14 protein-coding genes are annotated in these 16,575 nt (G+C 62.0%); 1 reads left to right on the top strand and 13 read right to left on the bottom strand.

What is annotated here, in order from left to right; genetic code table 11:
- Window positions 1–142: 142 nt before the first annotated feature.
- Window positions 143–862: an IS6 family transposase gene (locus VSR68_RS25010; protein WP_342942401.1), complete on the top strand. Its 720-nt coding sequence runs from the start codon at window positions 143–145 to the stop codon at window positions 860–862.
- 273 nt (window positions 863–1,135) lie between these two features.
- Here the strand turns inward: VSR68_RS25010 and VSR68_RS25005 are convergent, their stop codons facing one another.
- From VSR68_RS25005 to VSR68_RS24945, 13 genes are all read right to left on the bottom strand, one after another.
- Window positions 1,136–2,260 carry a branched-chain amino acid ABC transporter substrate-binding protein gene (locus VSR68_RS25005; protein ID WP_342942400.1) on the bottom strand — a complete coding sequence of 375 codons (1,125 nt, stop codon included), beginning with the start codon at window positions 2,258–2,260 and terminating at the stop codon, window positions 1,136–1,138.
- A gap of 103 nt (window positions 2,261–2,363) precedes the next feature.
- Window positions 2,364–3,467: a porin gene (locus VSR68_RS25000; protein ID WP_342942399.1), complete on the bottom strand. Its 1,104-nt coding sequence runs from the start codon at window positions 3,465–3,467 to the stop codon at window positions 2,364–2,366.
- Between the two features lie 87 nt (window positions 3,468–3,554).
- A complete protein-coding gene (gene ehuB, locus VSR68_RS24995) occupies window positions 3,555–4,412 on the bottom strand; it encodes an ectoine/hydroxyectoine ABC transporter substrate-binding protein EhuB (protein ID WP_342942398.1) in 858 nt (285 codons plus the stop codon).
- Window positions 4,413–4,471: 59 nt separating this feature from the next.
- A complete protein-coding gene (locus VSR68_RS24990) occupies window positions 4,472–5,779 on the bottom strand; it encodes an amidohydrolase (RefSeq protein ID WP_342942397.1) in 1,308 nt (435 codons plus the stop codon).
- A gap of 16 nt (window positions 5,780–5,795) precedes the next feature.
- Window positions 5,796–7,223 carry an aldehyde dehydrogenase family protein gene (locus VSR68_RS24985; RefSeq protein WP_342942396.1) on the bottom strand — a complete coding sequence of 476 codons (1,428 nt, stop codon included), beginning with the start codon at window positions 7,221–7,223 and terminating at the stop codon, window positions 5,796–5,798.
- Entirely contained in the window at window positions 7,223–8,275 is a 1,053-nt protein-coding gene (locus tag VSR68_RS24980; RefSeq protein WP_342942395.1) for a threonine aldolase family protein, read from the bottom strand. Before VSR68_RS24980 ends, VSR68_RS24985 begins: the two co-directional genes overlap by 1 nt.
- 8 nt (window positions 8,276–8,283) lie before the next feature.
- Window positions 8,284–9,666 (bottom strand): L-serine ammonia-lyase, encoded by a 1,383-nt coding sequence (locus VSR68_RS24975; protein WP_342942394.1) that lies wholly within the window; start codon window positions 9,664–9,666, stop codon window positions 8,284–8,286.
- Between the two features lie 16 nt (window positions 9,667–9,682).
- Window positions 9,683–10,948, bottom strand: a complete 1,266-nt coding sequence (glyA, locus tag VSR68_RS24970) for a serine hydroxymethyltransferase (protein ID WP_342942393.1) — start codon at window positions 10,946–10,948, stop codon at window positions 9,683–9,685.
- 15 nt (window positions 10,949–10,963) lie between these two features.
- Entirely contained in the window at window positions 10,964–11,359 is a 396-nt protein-coding gene (locus tag VSR68_RS24965; protein WP_342942392.1) for a dihydroneopterin aldolase, read from the bottom strand.
- On the bottom strand, window positions 11,356–11,973 hold the full coding sequence (locus VSR68_RS24960; RefSeq protein ID WP_342942391.1) for a hypothetical protein: 618 nt from the start codon (window positions 11,971–11,973) through the stop codon (window positions 11,356–11,358). Before VSR68_RS24960 ends, VSR68_RS24965 begins: the two co-directional genes overlap by 4 nt.
- Window positions 11,966–14,965, bottom strand: coding sequence for a sarcosine oxidase subunit alpha family protein (locus VSR68_RS24955; protein WP_342942390.1), 3,000 nt, complete (start codon window positions 14,963–14,965; stop codon window positions 11,966–11,968). The genes VSR68_RS24960 and VSR68_RS24955 overlap by 8 nt, the downstream gene beginning before the upstream one ends.
- Window positions 14,962–15,279, bottom strand: a complete 318-nt coding sequence (locus VSR68_RS24950; protein WP_342942389.1) for a sarcosine oxidase subunit delta — start codon at window positions 15,277–15,279, stop codon at window positions 14,962–14,964. Before VSR68_RS24950 ends, VSR68_RS24955 begins: the two co-directional genes overlap by 4 nt.
- A gap of 8 nt (window positions 15,280–15,287) precedes the next feature.
- The gene (locus tag VSR68_RS24945) at window positions 15,288–16,544 is read right to left on the bottom strand and encodes a sarcosine oxidase subunit beta family protein (protein ID WP_342942388.1); all 1,257 of its coding nucleotides are present in this window, start codon (window positions 16,542–16,544) and stop codon (window positions 15,288–15,290) included.
- Window positions 16,545–16,575: the final 31 nt, after the last annotated feature.

Below are 16,575 nucleotides of genomic sequence, written 5' to 3'. Positions count from 1 at the left end.
CATAGCGATGATAGCACGGGTTCGCGGCACATTACACGCAACGGCGAACCCATGACTTCGCAGCCTGCGCCGGATGGCTGTGGTGCAAATAGAGATCTACGAATCGGTTAGAGTGGCGGGCTGACCCATTTGAGAGCCCGCGATGAGCAAACGGAAGAATCTGGACAGCCTGTTTGCGGGTCGCCACTTTGACCGCGACGTGATCATTCTTTGTGTGCGCTGGTATCTGCGCTACAAACTCAGCCTGCGCGATCTCGTCGAGATGATGGCCGAGCGAGGGCTGTCGCTTGCTCACACCACGATCCTGCGCTGGGTGCGACGCTATACGCCCGAGTTCGTCAAGCGCTGGAACCGTTTCGCCACGCCTGCGGGACGGTCGTGGCGGGTTGACGAGACGTATCTGAAGATCCGGGGTAAATGGGTTTATCTATATCGGGCGGTGGATCGGTGCGGCCAGACGGTAGACTTCATGCTCAGGGCAAAGCGCGATGTGGCTGCGGCAAAAGCCTTTTTCACCAACGCAATCAAACATCAGGGACGGCCACCGGAGACGGTCACGCTCGATGGGTATGCGGCGTCGCACCGGGCCGTGCGTGAGCTGGAAAATGATGGCCTGCTTCCCGGGGACACGAAGGTGCGCTCCTCGAAGTACCTCAATAATCTGATCGAACAGGACCATCGTCACATCAAGTCCAGAACGAACGTGATGCTCGGGTTCAAACGATTCAGGGCTGCCGCGGCGACGATTTCGGGCATCGAGTTGATGCATCGCATTCGCAAGGGGCAATTCGACCTCACCGCTCTGGCGCTTGCGGACATCACTGCTTCCTCTGTCTGGAATGCCGTCCTTTTCAATCGATAAGGTATCCATATTTATAAGAGGCATCTTGGACGCGCCACCTGTTTGCACCAGATCCGTTTTTACCATCTGTGCGTAATCGAGGTGGTCGACCTTTCCCTGACCGTTCAGACAGCGTTTCACTGCATATGGCGCACCGGATGCCTGCCTCGACGGGCATGAGAAGCACGAACCGTTTTGGCGATCGCTTCATACGAGACAAGCCCGTGCCTCCGTTCACGTCGTACGACCGCCGCGCTGTGAAATCGACAGGTGTCGCACAGCAGTTATTGGCCGTCACTTCAGGCGCAATGTCTGCACCGGTTGAAAGTGCCCGCCCTCCACCCGATAGAGCGTCACGCTGACCGAACGGAGATCGCCCTTGTCGTCAAAAGCGATTGGCCCGGTCACGCCCTGGAAATCCACCTTCTTCATTGCCGGCAGATAATCCTTGGGCGACGTGGAATTCGCGAGCTGCATCGCGTGAGCCAAGGCCCAAACTGCATCGTAGGCTCCCGGCGCGTAAAGCACGACGGGACCGTATTTCTTGAACTGTTCGACGAACTTCTTGCCACCCGGCATGCTTTCCAGCGGTTGGCCCGCTTCGGCCGACATGGTGCCCTCAGCAGCCGGCCCCGCGAGTTCGATGAAGTTGTCGGATTCGATTGACGAGCCGACAAGCGGCATCGACATCGAGAGCGCGGACATTTGCTTACGCAACGGTGCGGCCTGTGCATCCACGCCACCATAGAAGATGGCCTGCACGTTCTTCCCCTTGATGGACGTCAGAATGCTACGGAAGTCGACTGTCGCGGGCGTCACATACTCCCGATCCACCACATTCGCGCCGCTTTGCTTCAACTCCTCTACAACAATGTCGGCCAGCCCTTGACCATACGCTGTCCGGTCGTCAATCACCGCGACGTTTTTGTACGCAGCGGTACCTGCCATGTACTGCGCGACGACACGGCCCACATACGCATCGTCACCAATCACGCGAAACGCTGTTGAAAATCCTTGCCGCGTCAGCATCGGATTGGTCGCCGAAGGTGAAACCTGCGGAATACCAGCGTCGGCATACACCTTGGACGCAGGTATCGACGTTCCCGATTCGATGTGCCCAACCACACCGGCAACGCCTTCATCCACGAGCTTCTGTGCAACCGTCACTGCTGTCTTCGGATCGGCGCGATCATCCTCGGAAACGATTTCGAAATGGATCGGTGAGCCCTTGATCTTGAGTCCTGTTGCATTCAACTGGTCAACGGCAAGCCGGGCGCCATTGTCGACATCTTTGCCGTATCGGGCGAGTGAGCCCGTCATCGGGCCGGCGACACCAATCTTGACCGTCTGATCCGCCTGAGCCTGAGCAATCAGAGCGGCACCAGAGAACAGCATCACTACACTAGCGATACGTTTCATAATGTGTATTCCAGAATATAGAGTGGTTGGTGTCACCGGCACCGATTGGTCAAATGCTCGACTGGTCTGCGATCGCAACGACAGACAGCGACCTCCGACCAGATTAGAACCGGTGGCGGAAAGCTATGCGAAGCGCCAGCTGCGACCGGCTGCTCGATGCATCGAGGCCCGCGATCTGTGCAAGCTGCGCTGCGCCGACTGCGTGCTGATAGACCGCCTGCGCGTAGATATCGGTACGTTTGGAAAGCGCGTAGTCCGCCATTGCGTTGAACTGGTGATATCGCGAACTGCTGCTGTTCGCGTCATCAACGGCGTCCGTATAGTTGTAACTCAACACGCCTTGCAGTTCAGGCGTAAAGCTGTAAGCAGCGCCCACCTCGAAGTTGTCGAACTTCGCATCGCCTGCGAGCTGGCCGCCCGCAAACAGCACGTGCGTGTAGTTGGCGAGAAGATTCGCGTTCCCTATCGCGTACGCGACGCCTGCGCCGAAAATCTGCTGATTCCGTGCCGCCGCCAGATAAGGTCCGTAGATAACATTGGTATATCCGCCGCCGCTCAGATACCCGTCGACTTCGACCGTTGCAGGATTGTTGATCCGTTCGTATCCGATACCGCCGCTGAACGGTCCATGTGCATAGTTGAGCGTCGCGCCCCAGACCTGACTGTTCGAGAAGTCGCCCGCCACGCCCCCGAGGCTGTAGAAGCCTTCGAGCGTGAAACCGGCCACATTCGGGCTGACATACTTTACGGCGTTGTTGACGCGAAACCCGCCGTCCGTGTTGTCGACGTCATTGGCATGCGCGAAATAGCCTCCGCCATAGAGGTAGTTCGTCGTGTAAGGTCCAATGCCGTCGTAGATCGCATCGTATTGCCGACCGACCGTCACCGTACCAAACGGCCCCGTCATCCCCACGAACGCCTGGCGTCCGAACATACGCCCGCCCTGACCGAGCGCGCCCGTAAACGAATCAAAGCCATTTTCAAGTGTGAAGATGGCTTTGTAGCCGCCTCCAAGATCTTCTGTTCCCTTCATGCCCCAGCGGCTGCCTGTGTTCGTGCCGCTTACCATCTGATAGGACTTTTTGCCTTCCTGATTGTTCGAATACGTGAGGCCAGATTCGATCAATCCATACAGCGTCACGGAATTCTGCGCATGGGCAGACGCACAAATCCCCAGCAGACTCGCAAATATGATGGTCTTTTTCATGATTTAGTATTGCTTATTTGTCGAATAGACAGAGCATCGTTCGGATTAAAGGGAACGGCGTGGATCAAAATAGAAGCTGCAACTCCTTCACTGGCCGGAGCAGATCTGCTCAGTCTTTCTGGTGGGCAAGAACCCTTTACCGAAGCCGAATGGCGTGACCAGGGAAAGGTGCTCACTTGACCCGATGAAGGGAACCAGTGTCTTGTTGAAAGCGTCACGCAATTCCTTGTCGCTCTTTCTGAATCCGAACGCACCGTGGGACGTCACAGACGCGTTATTGACGCTCTGAAAAGGCTCGGTTGCCTGTACGTCGTCGGCCTTCTTCGCCATGTTCTGAATCGAAAGCGCCGTCAGTGCTGCCGCATCGGCGCGCCCCGTTTGCACCGCACTGACGAGGCTCGGCTGATCCGACAACTGCACGAGCTGATTCGCCTTTACGCCGCTCTGCTCCGCATAGCCGACTTCGACGGTACCCGCCATCACCGCGAGCTTGCTATTCGGTTTCGCGGCTATCGATTGAAAGTCCTTCATATTGTCGGGATTGCCTTTCTTGACCAGGAACGCCTCGCCTATCCCGTAACTCGGTTCCGAAAAGAGAATCTGTTGACAGCGCGGCGGCGTAACGGCCATACCGGCGGCAATGATGTCAAAGCGCCCCGCCTGCAAGCCCGGAATCAGCGAGCCAAAGTCGGTCAATACACCCACCACGTTTTTGATGCCCATCTTGTGCAACACGGCCTTCGCAACCTCCGGCGCTTCGCCGGTGATATTGCCGTCCATGTCGGCATAGCCATACGGTGCTTCATTTGCGAAACCGATCCTGATCGTGCCTGTTCGCATCGCCTTCTCGAGCGTCGTTTCCGCCTGCGCCGCCATGCTTACCGCCGCTATTGCGAGCGCGGCCACCAATGAAATGCCCTGCCGCAAAGTCTTTCCGTTGAACATCTTCAGCCTCCTTTTGCCGATTGAATGAATTGCACCCCGTCGCCACCACCACACTGCACTCAGTCGCCCGGGTTGATTCCGGCCAACTGCGCACACAGATCCACACCCCAACCGAGCAGGTCTTCGTCGAAGTCGAAACGCTCGTTGTGATGCCCGCCGCGTGTCTGACCAGCAAGCAGCAGATACGTCGAATGCCCTCCGCGCTGCCGGACGGCACGCGCCATATACGTGGCATCCTCGCTCGCGGGCACGAGATAGTTCGACACCGATATTCCGCCGCTGTCCGGCACGCCGACGCTTCGCGCCGCCTCAGCGACCGCGTCGACGAGCGTCTCGCTGTTCTCCGCGCCGACGAACTGGGCGACTGGCCGCATCTCGGCCTGCACGCCGTTCATCGATGCAGCGCCTTCGATGATTTCGATAGCGCGCTCATACATGTACGAACAGACTTCGTCGTTCGCTCCGCGGACTTCGAACCGGAACTTCGCGGCGTCCGACACCACGTTGTTCGCGTTGTCCGAACTGAACTTGCCGACATTGACTCGCGACGTCCCCTTGCTGTGTCGCGGGATCGCATACAGCGACTGCACGGCGGCGCACGCGGCGAGCAGTGCGTTACGTCCGTCCTGCGGCGCGTTCCCCGCATGGCTCGCGCGCCCGGAGAAATGCACATCGCAGATCCGCGCTGCAAGCCACGTCGCGTCACAGATCAGCTTGCGTTCCGATACGATCCCAAGATGCAGTGCAACGAATGACTCGACTTCCGCCAGTTGCGGCAACTGGGCGAATACCGCCCCGCCTCCCGCCACTTCTTCGGCAGGCTGAAAGAAAAGATGCACCCTGCCGCGAAGCCTCGCGCGCGAAGCGGCCAGTCGTCGAGCAAAGCCGAGACCTATCGTCAGATGTCCGTCGTGTCCGCAAGCGTGCATCACGCCGTCGTTGCGCGAACGGAATCCCGCGACAGCCGGCACGTGATCGGCCGCATCGCTTTCGGCGATAGGCAGCGCGTCGATGTCGAAACGAAAGCCACGTGTCGGCCCGCTCGACATACCGTCGAGCGTCGCGACCAGTCCCGTGAAACCGCCCTCCATTGCAGGGAGGTATCGATTGCCGGCGCCCAGTGCCGTGCTTGCGCGGGCGAACGCTGCATCCAGCATGGCCGGGGCGGGTAAGCCCGAGCGCGTAGCGCCTTCGTATAGCGTCTTGCCCCACGTCACCGTGAAGCCAAGCTGTTCGAGTTCTTCACAGAGCTTTGCAGTGGTGTGAAACTCGGTCCACGACAGTTCGGGATAAGCGTGGTACGCACGGCGCGTGGCAACGAGCGGTGCAAGGCGGTCAGCGTGCGGGTAGAGCGGCAGTGTATTCATTGGCTCGGCCCTGTCCTCAGACGAGAAGAGTGGGATCGATGTTGACCGACCGCAGATTGCTGAACGCGGGCAAGCCAAGCGGCGAAAGCGCGATCGAACCGTTACCCGAGTTCTTGTGACCAATCCAGCCAAGCCGTGCATCGACGAAGTTGCAACGGTTCACGTACACCGTGCCCGTCTCCGCCGCGTCGATGAATGCTTCCGCACGCGCGCGCGAGCGCGTGAAAATGGACGCGCTGAGTCCATATTCGGATGCGTTCACGAGCTCGGCGGCCTCTGCATCCGACTTAACTTTCATCACAGGAAGAACGGGACCGAATGTCTCCTCCTTCAGCACGGTCATCTGGGGATTCACGTCGGCCAGCAGTGTGGGCAAAAGAAACAGTGCGTTGCCGATTCTCTCGCTTCGCCCACCCGTCACCACTGTCGCGCCTTTTGCAACAGCGTCGTCGACGAGACTCTGCAGACGGTTCACGGCCGCGTCGCCGCCGAATAGCGGACCCAGCGTGGTTTCCGGCGCCGTGGGATCTCCGCATCGCTGCTCGGCCATTACCCGCGCGGCTGCCTCGACGAAACACTCATACAGTTTCTCGTGAACGAACACGCGCTTGACTGCGCAGCACGATTGCCCGGAGTTATGCAGGCGTCCGATCCGCACGGTCCATTCGACGGCGCTCTCCAGATCGGCATCCTCGGCGATATAGGCGGCGTCGTTGCTGCCGAGTTCGAGCGAAACACCGATGAACGGATTGCGCAACGTATTGGATGCGCGCTTCGCAACGCTGATCTGAATTGCGCGCCCGCCCTGGACAGAGCCCGTGAAAACTACGTGATCGATATCGGCCGTCTCGATGATTCTCGCCGAGACGTCGTAATCGACCGTGATGTTCACCATCAGCGGCTTGAGATCGCCGAGTGCGCCGAAAGCACGCTCGAAGTGACGGCCCACGGACGGCGTAGTCGTGTGCTTCAGCAACACCGCACTGCCGCTCAGCAATGCGCAGACAGTACCGTTTATCGCGCAGAACAGCGGGTAATTCCACGGCGTAATGATGTACACGAGCCCTTTAGGCACGAAGTCGATGCGCCCTTCGAAATCGTCGCTGTGGTATGGCGTCAGGCCATACGACGCGAGTGCGCCGTCGCTAGCGAAGCGGCACATGAACTCCGCCCGCTCGATCATGTAGTCGACTTCGGCAGCGGCAGCCGATACGGGCTTGCCCATCTCCCGCGTAACTTCGCGTGCGATCGCATCGCGATGGTCGCGAAAGTACTGCAATGCATTTCTCACGATGCCAGCGCGGTCCTTAGCAGAGAATTTGCGCCATTCGCACGCCGCCGCGCGAGCCTCGGCAATGCGGCTCGACACGGCCTCGTACGTTTCAGACGGCATCGAAAATACCTGTTCCCCGGTAAAAGGGTTGCGCAACTCGATCGTGCTCATCAAACAGTCTCCTTTGTTGCCAGTCGGGCCATTTCACCCGTGAACGCGTCGATGTCCCGCTCGCTCGTATCGAACGACGTGACGAAACGGACTTCCGATACACGTGGGTTCCAGACATGAAAAGCGGTGCGCTGTTGCAGCGGCGCGATCCACGATGGCGGCAACGTCGCGAACACCATGTTTGCTTCGACGGGCGCGGTGACACGCACGCCGCCGAATTCGCGCAGCTTCGACGCAAGACGCGCCGCGACTCCGTTCGCGTGGCGCGCGTTGTGCAGCCACAGGTCGTCGTCGAAATAGCCGAGGTATTGGGCGGCGATAAAGCGCTGCTTCGACGCGAGCTGCATACCCTGCTTGCGGATCGGCGGCAACGCGCCGCCAAGCGCGGGATCGATGACGACAATCGCCTCGGCCATCATCAGCCCGTTCTTGGTGCCGCCGAACGACACGATGTCGACACCCACGTCGCGCGTGATCGCGGCGAGCGGCAGCCCGAGCGAAGCAGCGGCATTCGCAAGACGCGCACCGTCCATATGAACAAGCATGCCGTGCGCGTGAGCAAACGAGGCGATGCGGCGAACCTCGTCGGGCTGGTAGACGGTCCCGCGCTCTGTCGCCTGCGAAAGCGACACGACACGCGGACGGCTTCTATGCACGAGCCCCGCATGAAACGCCACGGCCTGTTCGAGCGCCGGCAGTTCGATCTTGCCGTCCGTCGTCGCAACGCCTACTACCTTGCATCCCGCAATGCGCTCAGGCGCGCCGCATTCGTCGACGTACAGATGCGCGCAGTCGGCGCAAAAGACCGCGTCGATCGAGCTTGCGATCGCCTGCAAGGCCAACACGTTGGCCGCCGTACCCGTGGTGACGAAAAACACCGTGGCCTGCTCGCCGAACTGAAGACGAAAGAGCCGCTCGGCGCTCGCCGTCCAGGCATCGGCGCCATATCCGATCGCATGTCCCGCGTTGGCCGCCATCATTCGCTCGAAGATCGCAGGGTGCACACCGGACGCGTTGTCGCTCGCCAGCATGGGTTTTGACGCTTCCTTCATGTCCGCTCCTAACATGCGACCACGTTCAGCGCGAGCCCGCCGCGCGCCGTTTCCTTGTATTTCGTCTTCATGTCGGCGCCCGTATCGCGCATGGTCTTGATCACGGAGTCGAGCGAGACGAAGTGTTTGCCGTCGTTGCGCAACGCAAGGCGCGCGGCGTTGATCGCCTTGATCGCGCCCATCGCATTGCGCTCGATGCAAGGCACCTGAACCTGCCCGCCGACGGGATCGCAGGTAAGACCGAGGTTGTGCTCCATGCCGATCTCGGCGGCGTTCTCGACCTGCTCTGGTGTTCCGCCCATGACTTCCGCAAGAGCGGCCGCGGCCATCGAGCAGGCCACGCCAACTTCGCCCTGACAGCCGACCTCCGCGCCTGAAATCGATGCGTTCTGCTTGTAGAGCATCGCGATTGCGCCCGCCGTGAGCAGGAAGCGCACGACACCCGCATCGTTTGCGCCAGCAACGAAGCGTGTGTAGTAATGCAGCACGGCGGGAACGATGCCGGCTGCGCCGTTGGTGGGCGCAGTGACCACTCTGCCGCCCGTTGCGTTCTCTTCGTTGACGGCGAGCGCATAGAGTGAAACCCAGTCGAGCACATTCAACGCATCGCGAAGGTTCTCTTCGGGACGCGCGGAGAGGTTGCGGTGAAGCATGGCTGCGCGCCGCGTGACGCGAAGCGGCCCCGGCATGACGCCTTCGCGTGAGCACCCGCGCGTCACGCATTCCTGCATGACGCGCCAGATGCGCAGCAGGCTCGAACGCGTCTCTTCGTCGGTGCGCCATGCGCGCTCGTGCTCGACCATCAGGTCGCTGATCGAACAGTTTCGTTCGCGGCACAGCGCGAGCATCTGCGCGCCTGATTCGAACGGGAATGCCATGGTGGAGGACGACGGCTCATCCGCATCCTCCGCCTCCTCCGACGTTTCCGTCACGATAAAACCGCCGCCAACGGAGAAACACGTCTCCGACTCACAGCGCTCTCCTTGCGCATCGAATGCGGTGAAGCGCATGCCGTTGGGGTGAAACGCGAGCGCGCGGCGATTGAAGGTGAGATCGGACCTTTCGTTGAACGCGATCGGTACGACGCCGCCAAGGCGCAAGCTGCGCGTCTCGCGAATGCCAGCGATGCGCGCATCGACCGAATCGATATCGACTGCATCCGGGTATTCGCCTTCGAGCCCGAGCAGCACGGCCTTGTCCGTTCCGTGCCCCTTGCCCGTCGCGCCCAGCGAACCGAAAAGCTCGACCGTCACGCGCGACACGTCGCTCGCGCCATGCGGCCGGCGCAGCAGCTTCGCGGCAAACTGCGCCGCCGCGCACATCGGCCCCACCGTGTGAGAGCTCGAAGGCCCGATGCCGACTTTGAACAGATCCAGCACACTGATGGTCATCACCGCACCTTTGCGATTACAGCGTTTGCGCGCTCTGATACACCGGAAAGCTCTGGCACAGCGCCTGAACCTTCCCCCGGACCTTTTCGATTGCCACTCGGTTGTCGACGTCGTCGAGCACGTCGCACATCCAGTGCGCGAGTTGTGAGGCTTCGGCTTCACGCAGGCCACGCGTCGTGATGGCAGGCGTGCCGACGCGAATGCCGCTCGTCACGAACGGCGATTCGGGGTCGTTAGGCACGGCATTCTTGTTGACCGTGATGTGCGCGGCTTCGAGCGCGGCATCGGCAGCCTTGCCCGTCAATCCGCGTCCGATGAAGCTCACGAGAAACAGATGGTTGTCGGTGCCGCCCGAGACCACGCCGTAGCCGCGCGAGACGAACGTCGCCGCCATCGCTTTTGCGTTCGCGATCACATGCCGCTGGTATTCGACGAATTCCGGCTGCGACGCTTCGAGCAGCGCAACGGCCTTTGCCGCGACCACGTGCATCAGGGGGCCGCCCTGCGTGCCGGGAAAGACCATCGAGTCGATCTTCTTCTGCAGCTCGGCATTCGCGCGGCCGAAGATGAGTCCGCCGCGCGGTCCGCGCAACGTCTTGTGAACGGTGGTCGTCACGATGTCGGCGAACGGCACGGGGTTCGGATACAGGCCCGCTGCAACGAGTCCTGCAACGTGAGCGATATCGACGAAAAGCAGTGCACCGACTTCATCCGCAATTTCCCGGAAGCGCGCGAAGTCCAGTTGGCGCGAATAAGCGGAAAAGCCCGCGACGATGAGCTTCGGCCGGTGTTCGCGCGCGAGCGCCGCGAGCGCGTCGTAATCGATCAGCCCGTCGTCGTTCACGCCGTATTGCACCGAGCGAAAGAGCTTGCCCGAGAAATTGACCTTCGCCCCGTGAGTCAGATGCCCGCCATGCGCGAGGCTCATCCCGAGCACGGTATCGCCGGGTTGCAGCAGCGCGAGATACACGGCAGCGTTCGCCTGCGAACCGGAATGAGGCTGGACGTTCGCCCATGCCGCGCCGAACAGCTTTTTGGCGCGCTCGATGGCGAGACGCTCGACGGCGTCGACATGCGTGCAGCCGCCGTAGTAACGCTTGCCCGGATAGCCCTCGGCATACTTGTTGGTGAGCGCGCTGCCTTGGGCTTGCAGCACGCGTGGGCTCACATAGTTTTCGGAAGCGATCAGTTCGATGTGCTCTTCCTGCCGCCTCTGTTCGCCGTGAATGGCTTCCGCCAGTTCCGGGTCGAATTCCTCGATGCGTGTCGATGCTGTAAACATGCGTATTTCCTTTCGTCAATGCCGGATGGCGTAAACGGTTTCGTAGCTGCTTTGCGTGCCGGCCGCGTCTTCTCCGCGTCTGCACGCACGTACTCTTACTGCGCGAATAGCGGCATTCGAAATCAGCCGTTGCGCGACTGCGCCGCAAAAATCCGCGACGCCTCCGATGTGCGCCCGCCTGCAATCCTCGATCGCATGCCACATCACTTCGTAATCCACGACTTCGTCGAGCGAGTCCGAAGCCGGCGTGCAGGCGCCATACGGCACGTAAAGATCAACCGATATAAAAAACGCGGCTTCCTGATCGTCATGTTCCGGATCGGTCAGATTCACGCGCCGGTTGCGAAGAAATAGCCGCCGGTGCTGTGCGAGGTCGGCGACATGACCTTCGCTGTGAACGATTCCGCTCATCCCTGCGGTGTCCGCGATGCACCGCGCGCGGTAATCCACTCCTCGATGCTTTTCGCAAACGTGCGCGATACATACAGGTCGAAGGCTTCCGCACCGTCGTCGTCGAGCACCGCCATCGCGAGCACGGGAACGTGATGCACATGGCTCTGCGCGATTGCATGCAGCGCAAACGCCGCCTCTGAAAAATCGATTGGCATCAGCACGGACATCAAGTGGCGAACGCCGGGACCCGACAGGCGCAGCAACTCGCGGGAATGTCCAAGCTCGGTCACGACACCTATCGACGGGTCGAGCAAGCCGCGCAGACTGTCCAGACGACGGTCGCCGCATGGCGCGCAGATCCTCACGCGCCGCGGCGCGACCCGCATGACTCGCAGACCGTCGGACTCGGCTCCTGCGTTGACGAGCGGCGGCACTGCGCAGCCGATCGCCGCCGTCACTGCGGCAACGGCGTCGTCCCAGTTTGCTTGCCAGCCGCCGAACTGCAGCCAGTCACGGCCGTGCACGGTGCGAAGCTTCGTCTGGTGACGCGGATACGAATCGTATGGGGAGGCAGAATCGCGTCTGCCGATGCCCGTCTGCCCAGCCAGCGTATTGAACAGTTCGTTATGCACGGAGACGCTCTCCTTCCGGATCGAGGAAAATCGGATTGACGACGCGGACAGCGACCGTTTCGCCTTTCAGCGGATACACGGCGCGCAGCCTTTGTCCTTCGCGCTGCCTGCCTTTCTCGATCAGTCCGAGTGCGAGATAGCGACCGAGCGTCGGGCAATACGTCGTCGATGTGACGTGACCGATTCCGTGTCCTTTGAGGGGACCGTCCTCGGCAAACACGATGCAACCCGGATGCAATCGCTCGCCCGGATTCTCGGGCTGCAAACCTATCAGCACGGGACGGTCCGCGCGAATCAGCTCCGCTCGCTGACGCAGCACGCTGCCGACGAACGGCTTGGCTTTCGCCATCCGCCCCAGTCCCAGGTCGTCGAGCGTGGTGCGTCCGTCGAGCTCCGGACCGGCGGCGTGCCCCTTCTCCACACGCAGCGCACCCATCGCTTCCGTGCCGTAGGCCACGACGCGGAGCGACTGCCCTGCCGTGTACAGCCGGTCCCACAGGCGAGCCGCATCGCCGGCCGGACAGTAGACTTCATAGGCCAGCTCGCCCGAGAAGCTGATCCGGTGCACACGTACCGTCACGTCTTCGAACTTCGCGTGCATACAGCCCATGTACGGCAGCGCTTCGTTCGACAGATCGCCTTCGAGCACCTGTGAAAGCAGTGCGCGGCCGCGAGGTCCGGCTACGGCCATTGCGCCCCACTGATCGGTGACGGACGTGACATGCACGCGCAAGTCGGGCCACGCCGTTTCGAGCAGGAATTCGAGGCGGCTCATGACGGCGGCTGCGTTCGCCGTAGTGGTCGTCATGAAGAAATGATGCTCCGCGAGCCGCGACGTCGTGCCGTCGTCGAAGACGAATCCGTCGTCGCGCAGCATCACGCCATAGCGCGCTTTGCCGACCGCGAGCTTCTGCCAGCCGTTGACATAGACGCGATCGAGAAACTCGGCCGCATCGGGCCCTTGCACATCGATCTTGCCGAGCGTCGACACATCGACGATGCCGACGCCCGAGCGCACGCACTTCATCTCGTGCACATAGGCGGCATCGACGTCCGCACCGCTCGAACGGTAGTACCAGGGCCGCATCCACAATCCGACTTCGGCCAGGTGGGCACCGTGTGCGATGTGCCAGTCGTGCATCGGCGTGCGGCGGGTCGGGCGAAAATGCTGGCCGACGGCTGCTCCGCCGAGCGCGCCAAGCGGCACGGGCGTATAGGGCGGCCGAAACGTCGTGGTGCCGACGGCGGGCAGCGGCGCCTGCCTGTGTGCCGCCATCGCCGCCATCCCGTTCAGGTTGCTCGTCTTGCCCTGATCGGTGCCCATGCCGAGCGTCGTATAGCGCTTCAGATGCTCGACGGACACAAAGCCTTCCCGGTGCGCCAGCGCCACATCGGCTTGCGTCACGTCCGTTTGCAAGTCGATGAACGCCTTGCCTTTGACCACGCCTTCGAACTTCATCGAATGCAGAGGCAGCAGCGGACTCTGCGCATCCGCGCGCGGCAACTGCTCGATCAAGGCGAGCGAATCCAAGGGTTTTCGTCCGAGTTGCACGACGACCTCATGACCCGCCCTCAGTCCGCCCGCAATCGCATCGACGGTCGCCGCCGCGCCCCGAATCGCGCCGGCGCAGAGGCAGTCGGCGGTGTCGGGGCCCGCGACGAACGTGTCGAGTTCCGCCTCGAAGACGGCTTTGATCCCTCGCTGGCTCTGCAAATGAATGACGGGTGTCCAGCCTCCCGATACGGCCAGCAGATCACATGCGATGCGCCGCGCGCCTGTGCCTCGCGCGTTCGCTGCGGCGACAGGTGCAATGTGGACTGCCCGAAGCCGGCTTCTTCCTTCCGCCCGGGTGACGACGTGCCCGCGGATGATCTCGATCCCGCGCCGCGCAACCTCCTCGACGAGCGGGCTCGCAGCGTAGTCGCGTCCATCGACGACGGCCACGACCTGGACGCCTGCGTCAGCGAGATCGCGCGCAGTACGGTATGCACTGTCGTTGTTGGTCGCGATGACGACGCGCTGCCCGGGCACCACCGCGTACGCATTGCAGTACTCACGCACGGCGCTCGCAAGCATGACGCCGGGCAGGTCGTTGTTGACGAAGACCTGCGGCCGCTCGATCGCTCCCGTCGCAAGCACGACCTTCCGCGCGCGCATCAGCCACACGCGTTGCCGTGGCTCGTGCGGCCGCGGTGCAGGCCGATGGTTCGCCACGGCTTCGAGCAGGCCGAGCGTGTTGCCGTCGAAGTAGCCGAACGCCGTCGTGCGCGCAAGCATCGTCACGTTCGGACGGCCCGACAGATCCGCGACGACGCGCTCCACCCAGCGGCTCGTGCTTTCCTTGCCGACCTGATCGCGTTCGAAGCGCAATGCGCCGCCGAATTCGTGATGCTCGTCGACGAGCGTCACGCGCAAGCCCGCTCGCGCGGCCGTGCTTGCGGCAGCGAGGCCAGCAGGCCCGGCACCGATGATCAGCACATCGCAGAAGGCGTTGACGGTTTCATAATGGTCGGGGTCGGCGTGATGCGTCGCGCGTCCCATGCCGGCAGCACGCCGGATGTGCTTTTCGTACCACTCCCATGCGCCCGCCGGCCACATGAATGTCTTGTAGTAAAAGCCCGCCGACAGCAGCGGCGACAACACGTTGTTGACGGCCATCAGATCGAAGCGCACCGACGGCCAGCCGTTCTGGCTGTTCGCGACGAGGCCGTCGAACAGCTCGATCGTGGTCGCGCGAGTATTGGGTTCTGTGCGAGCGCCGCTGCCGAGCGCAACGAGCGCGTTCGGCTCCTCGGCCCCGGCGCTGACGATGCCGCGCGGACGATGGTATTTGAAGCTGCGACCGATCACCTGCACGCCGTTGGCGAGCAAGGCCGATGCAAGCGTGTCGCCCGCGTAACCGCGATAACGGCGGCCGTCGAACGTGAAGCTCAATTCCGCATGCCGGTCGATACGGCCGCCCGATGCGTGCCTGAATACCTGTGCGCTCATTGTTGTATCCCTTCGACGGCGAGCGCGGCGACGGGCGCATCGTTGCGCGCAGTCGCATGCTCACGCGCCGCAATCACGTTCAGAATGTCGTGCGTGCCCGTATCACGCGTGACGACGATCCACGCGCGGCAGCCCGACGTGTGCTGCCAGTATTCGTCGTGCGGGCCGCGTGGGTTTTGCCGTTCGAACACGTATGCATACCAGTGCTCGAACGACGGATCGTCCAGCGCGGGGCGCTTCACCGACGCGTCGCCGCCGTACTGAAACTCGGTGTGGTCGCGCACACCGCAATAAGGACATTGGATTCTCAGCATGGTGCGAACTAGTGCGCGTAAGGGTATGGGCCGGCACCGGACTCATTGATCATTGCGCCGGTGCGAAAGCGGTCAAGACCGAGTTTCTGGTTGAGTTCATGCGGGCGGTCGTTTGCGATCATGTGGGCAAAGGTCCACCCTGCGGCGGGTGTCGCCTTGAAGCCGCCGTAGCACCAGCCGCCGTTCAGGTACAGGCCGTCGATCGATGTCTTCGAAATGATGGGACTGCCGTCCATCGACATGTCCATCACACCCGCCCAATGCCGCAGCAGGCGCAAGCGTGAAATGCACGGCATCATCGAACAGGCGATCGACGCGACTTCGGCGACCACGGGGAAATTGCCGCGCTGCGCGTATGAGTTGTAGCCGTCGAGGTCGCCGCCGAATACGAGGCCGCCTTTGTCGGACTGGCTGACGTAAAAGTGCGCGGCGCCGAATGCGACGACCTGATCGACGAGCGGCTTGATCGGCTCGGTCACGAACGCCTGCAATACGTGGCTTTCGATCGGCAGCGTGATGCCCGCTTTCGATGCGACGAGGCTCGTGCTGCCTGCAACGGAAAGACCGACACGCGCTGCGCGGATTTCGCCGCGCGTCGTTTGCACGCCCGCGAGGCGCCCGCCTTCGAACATGAAGCCGGTGACTTCGCAGTTCTGGATCAGGTCCACGCCGAGCCGGTCCGCCGCGCGCGCGTAGCCCCATGCGACGGCATCGTGCCGCGCGGTGCCCGCCTTGCCCTGGTACATCGCGCCGTGAATCGGGAAGCGCGCGGCGTCGCCGTACTCGAGATAGGGCACGACCTTGCGCACCTGATCGCGCGACCACAGCTCGCCATCGATGCCGTTCAGGCGCATGACGTTCAGGCGCCGCGCGAAGCTGTCCAGCTGATCGGGCGAGTGCGCAAGCGTGATCTGCCCGCGCTGCGAGAACATCACGTTGTAGTTGAGCTCCTGGCTCAGCCCTTCCCACAGCCGCATCGACCAGTCGTAGAACTGCGTATTGCCGTCGATCATGTAGTTCGAGCGCACGATCGTCGTATTGCGGCCGATGTTCCCGCTGCCGAGATAGCCCTTCTCGAGCACCGCGACACGCTTGATCCCATGCACGCGTGCGAGGTAGTAGGCGGTCGCCAGCCCATGACCGCCACCGCCGATCACGATGACGTCGTACTCCCGTTGAGGCTCGGGGTCCCGCCAGGCGCGCTGCCAGCCGCGATTGCCGCGCAGCGCCTGCCGTACCAGTTGAAGTGCCGAATATTCTTTCATTTCGATCGGATGAGTTGTCGTTTGAGCGAGC

Origin of the sequence: Paraburkholderia phymatum, from assembly GCF_038900715.1 — a bacterium.
GTDB lineage: Bacteria > Pseudomonadota > Gammaproteobacteria > Burkholderiales > Burkholderiaceae > Paraburkholderia > Paraburkholderia phymatum_A.
The sequence above is the reverse complement of the archived record's forward strand: the minus strand, read 5'-3'. Positions and strand labels throughout refer to the sequence as shown.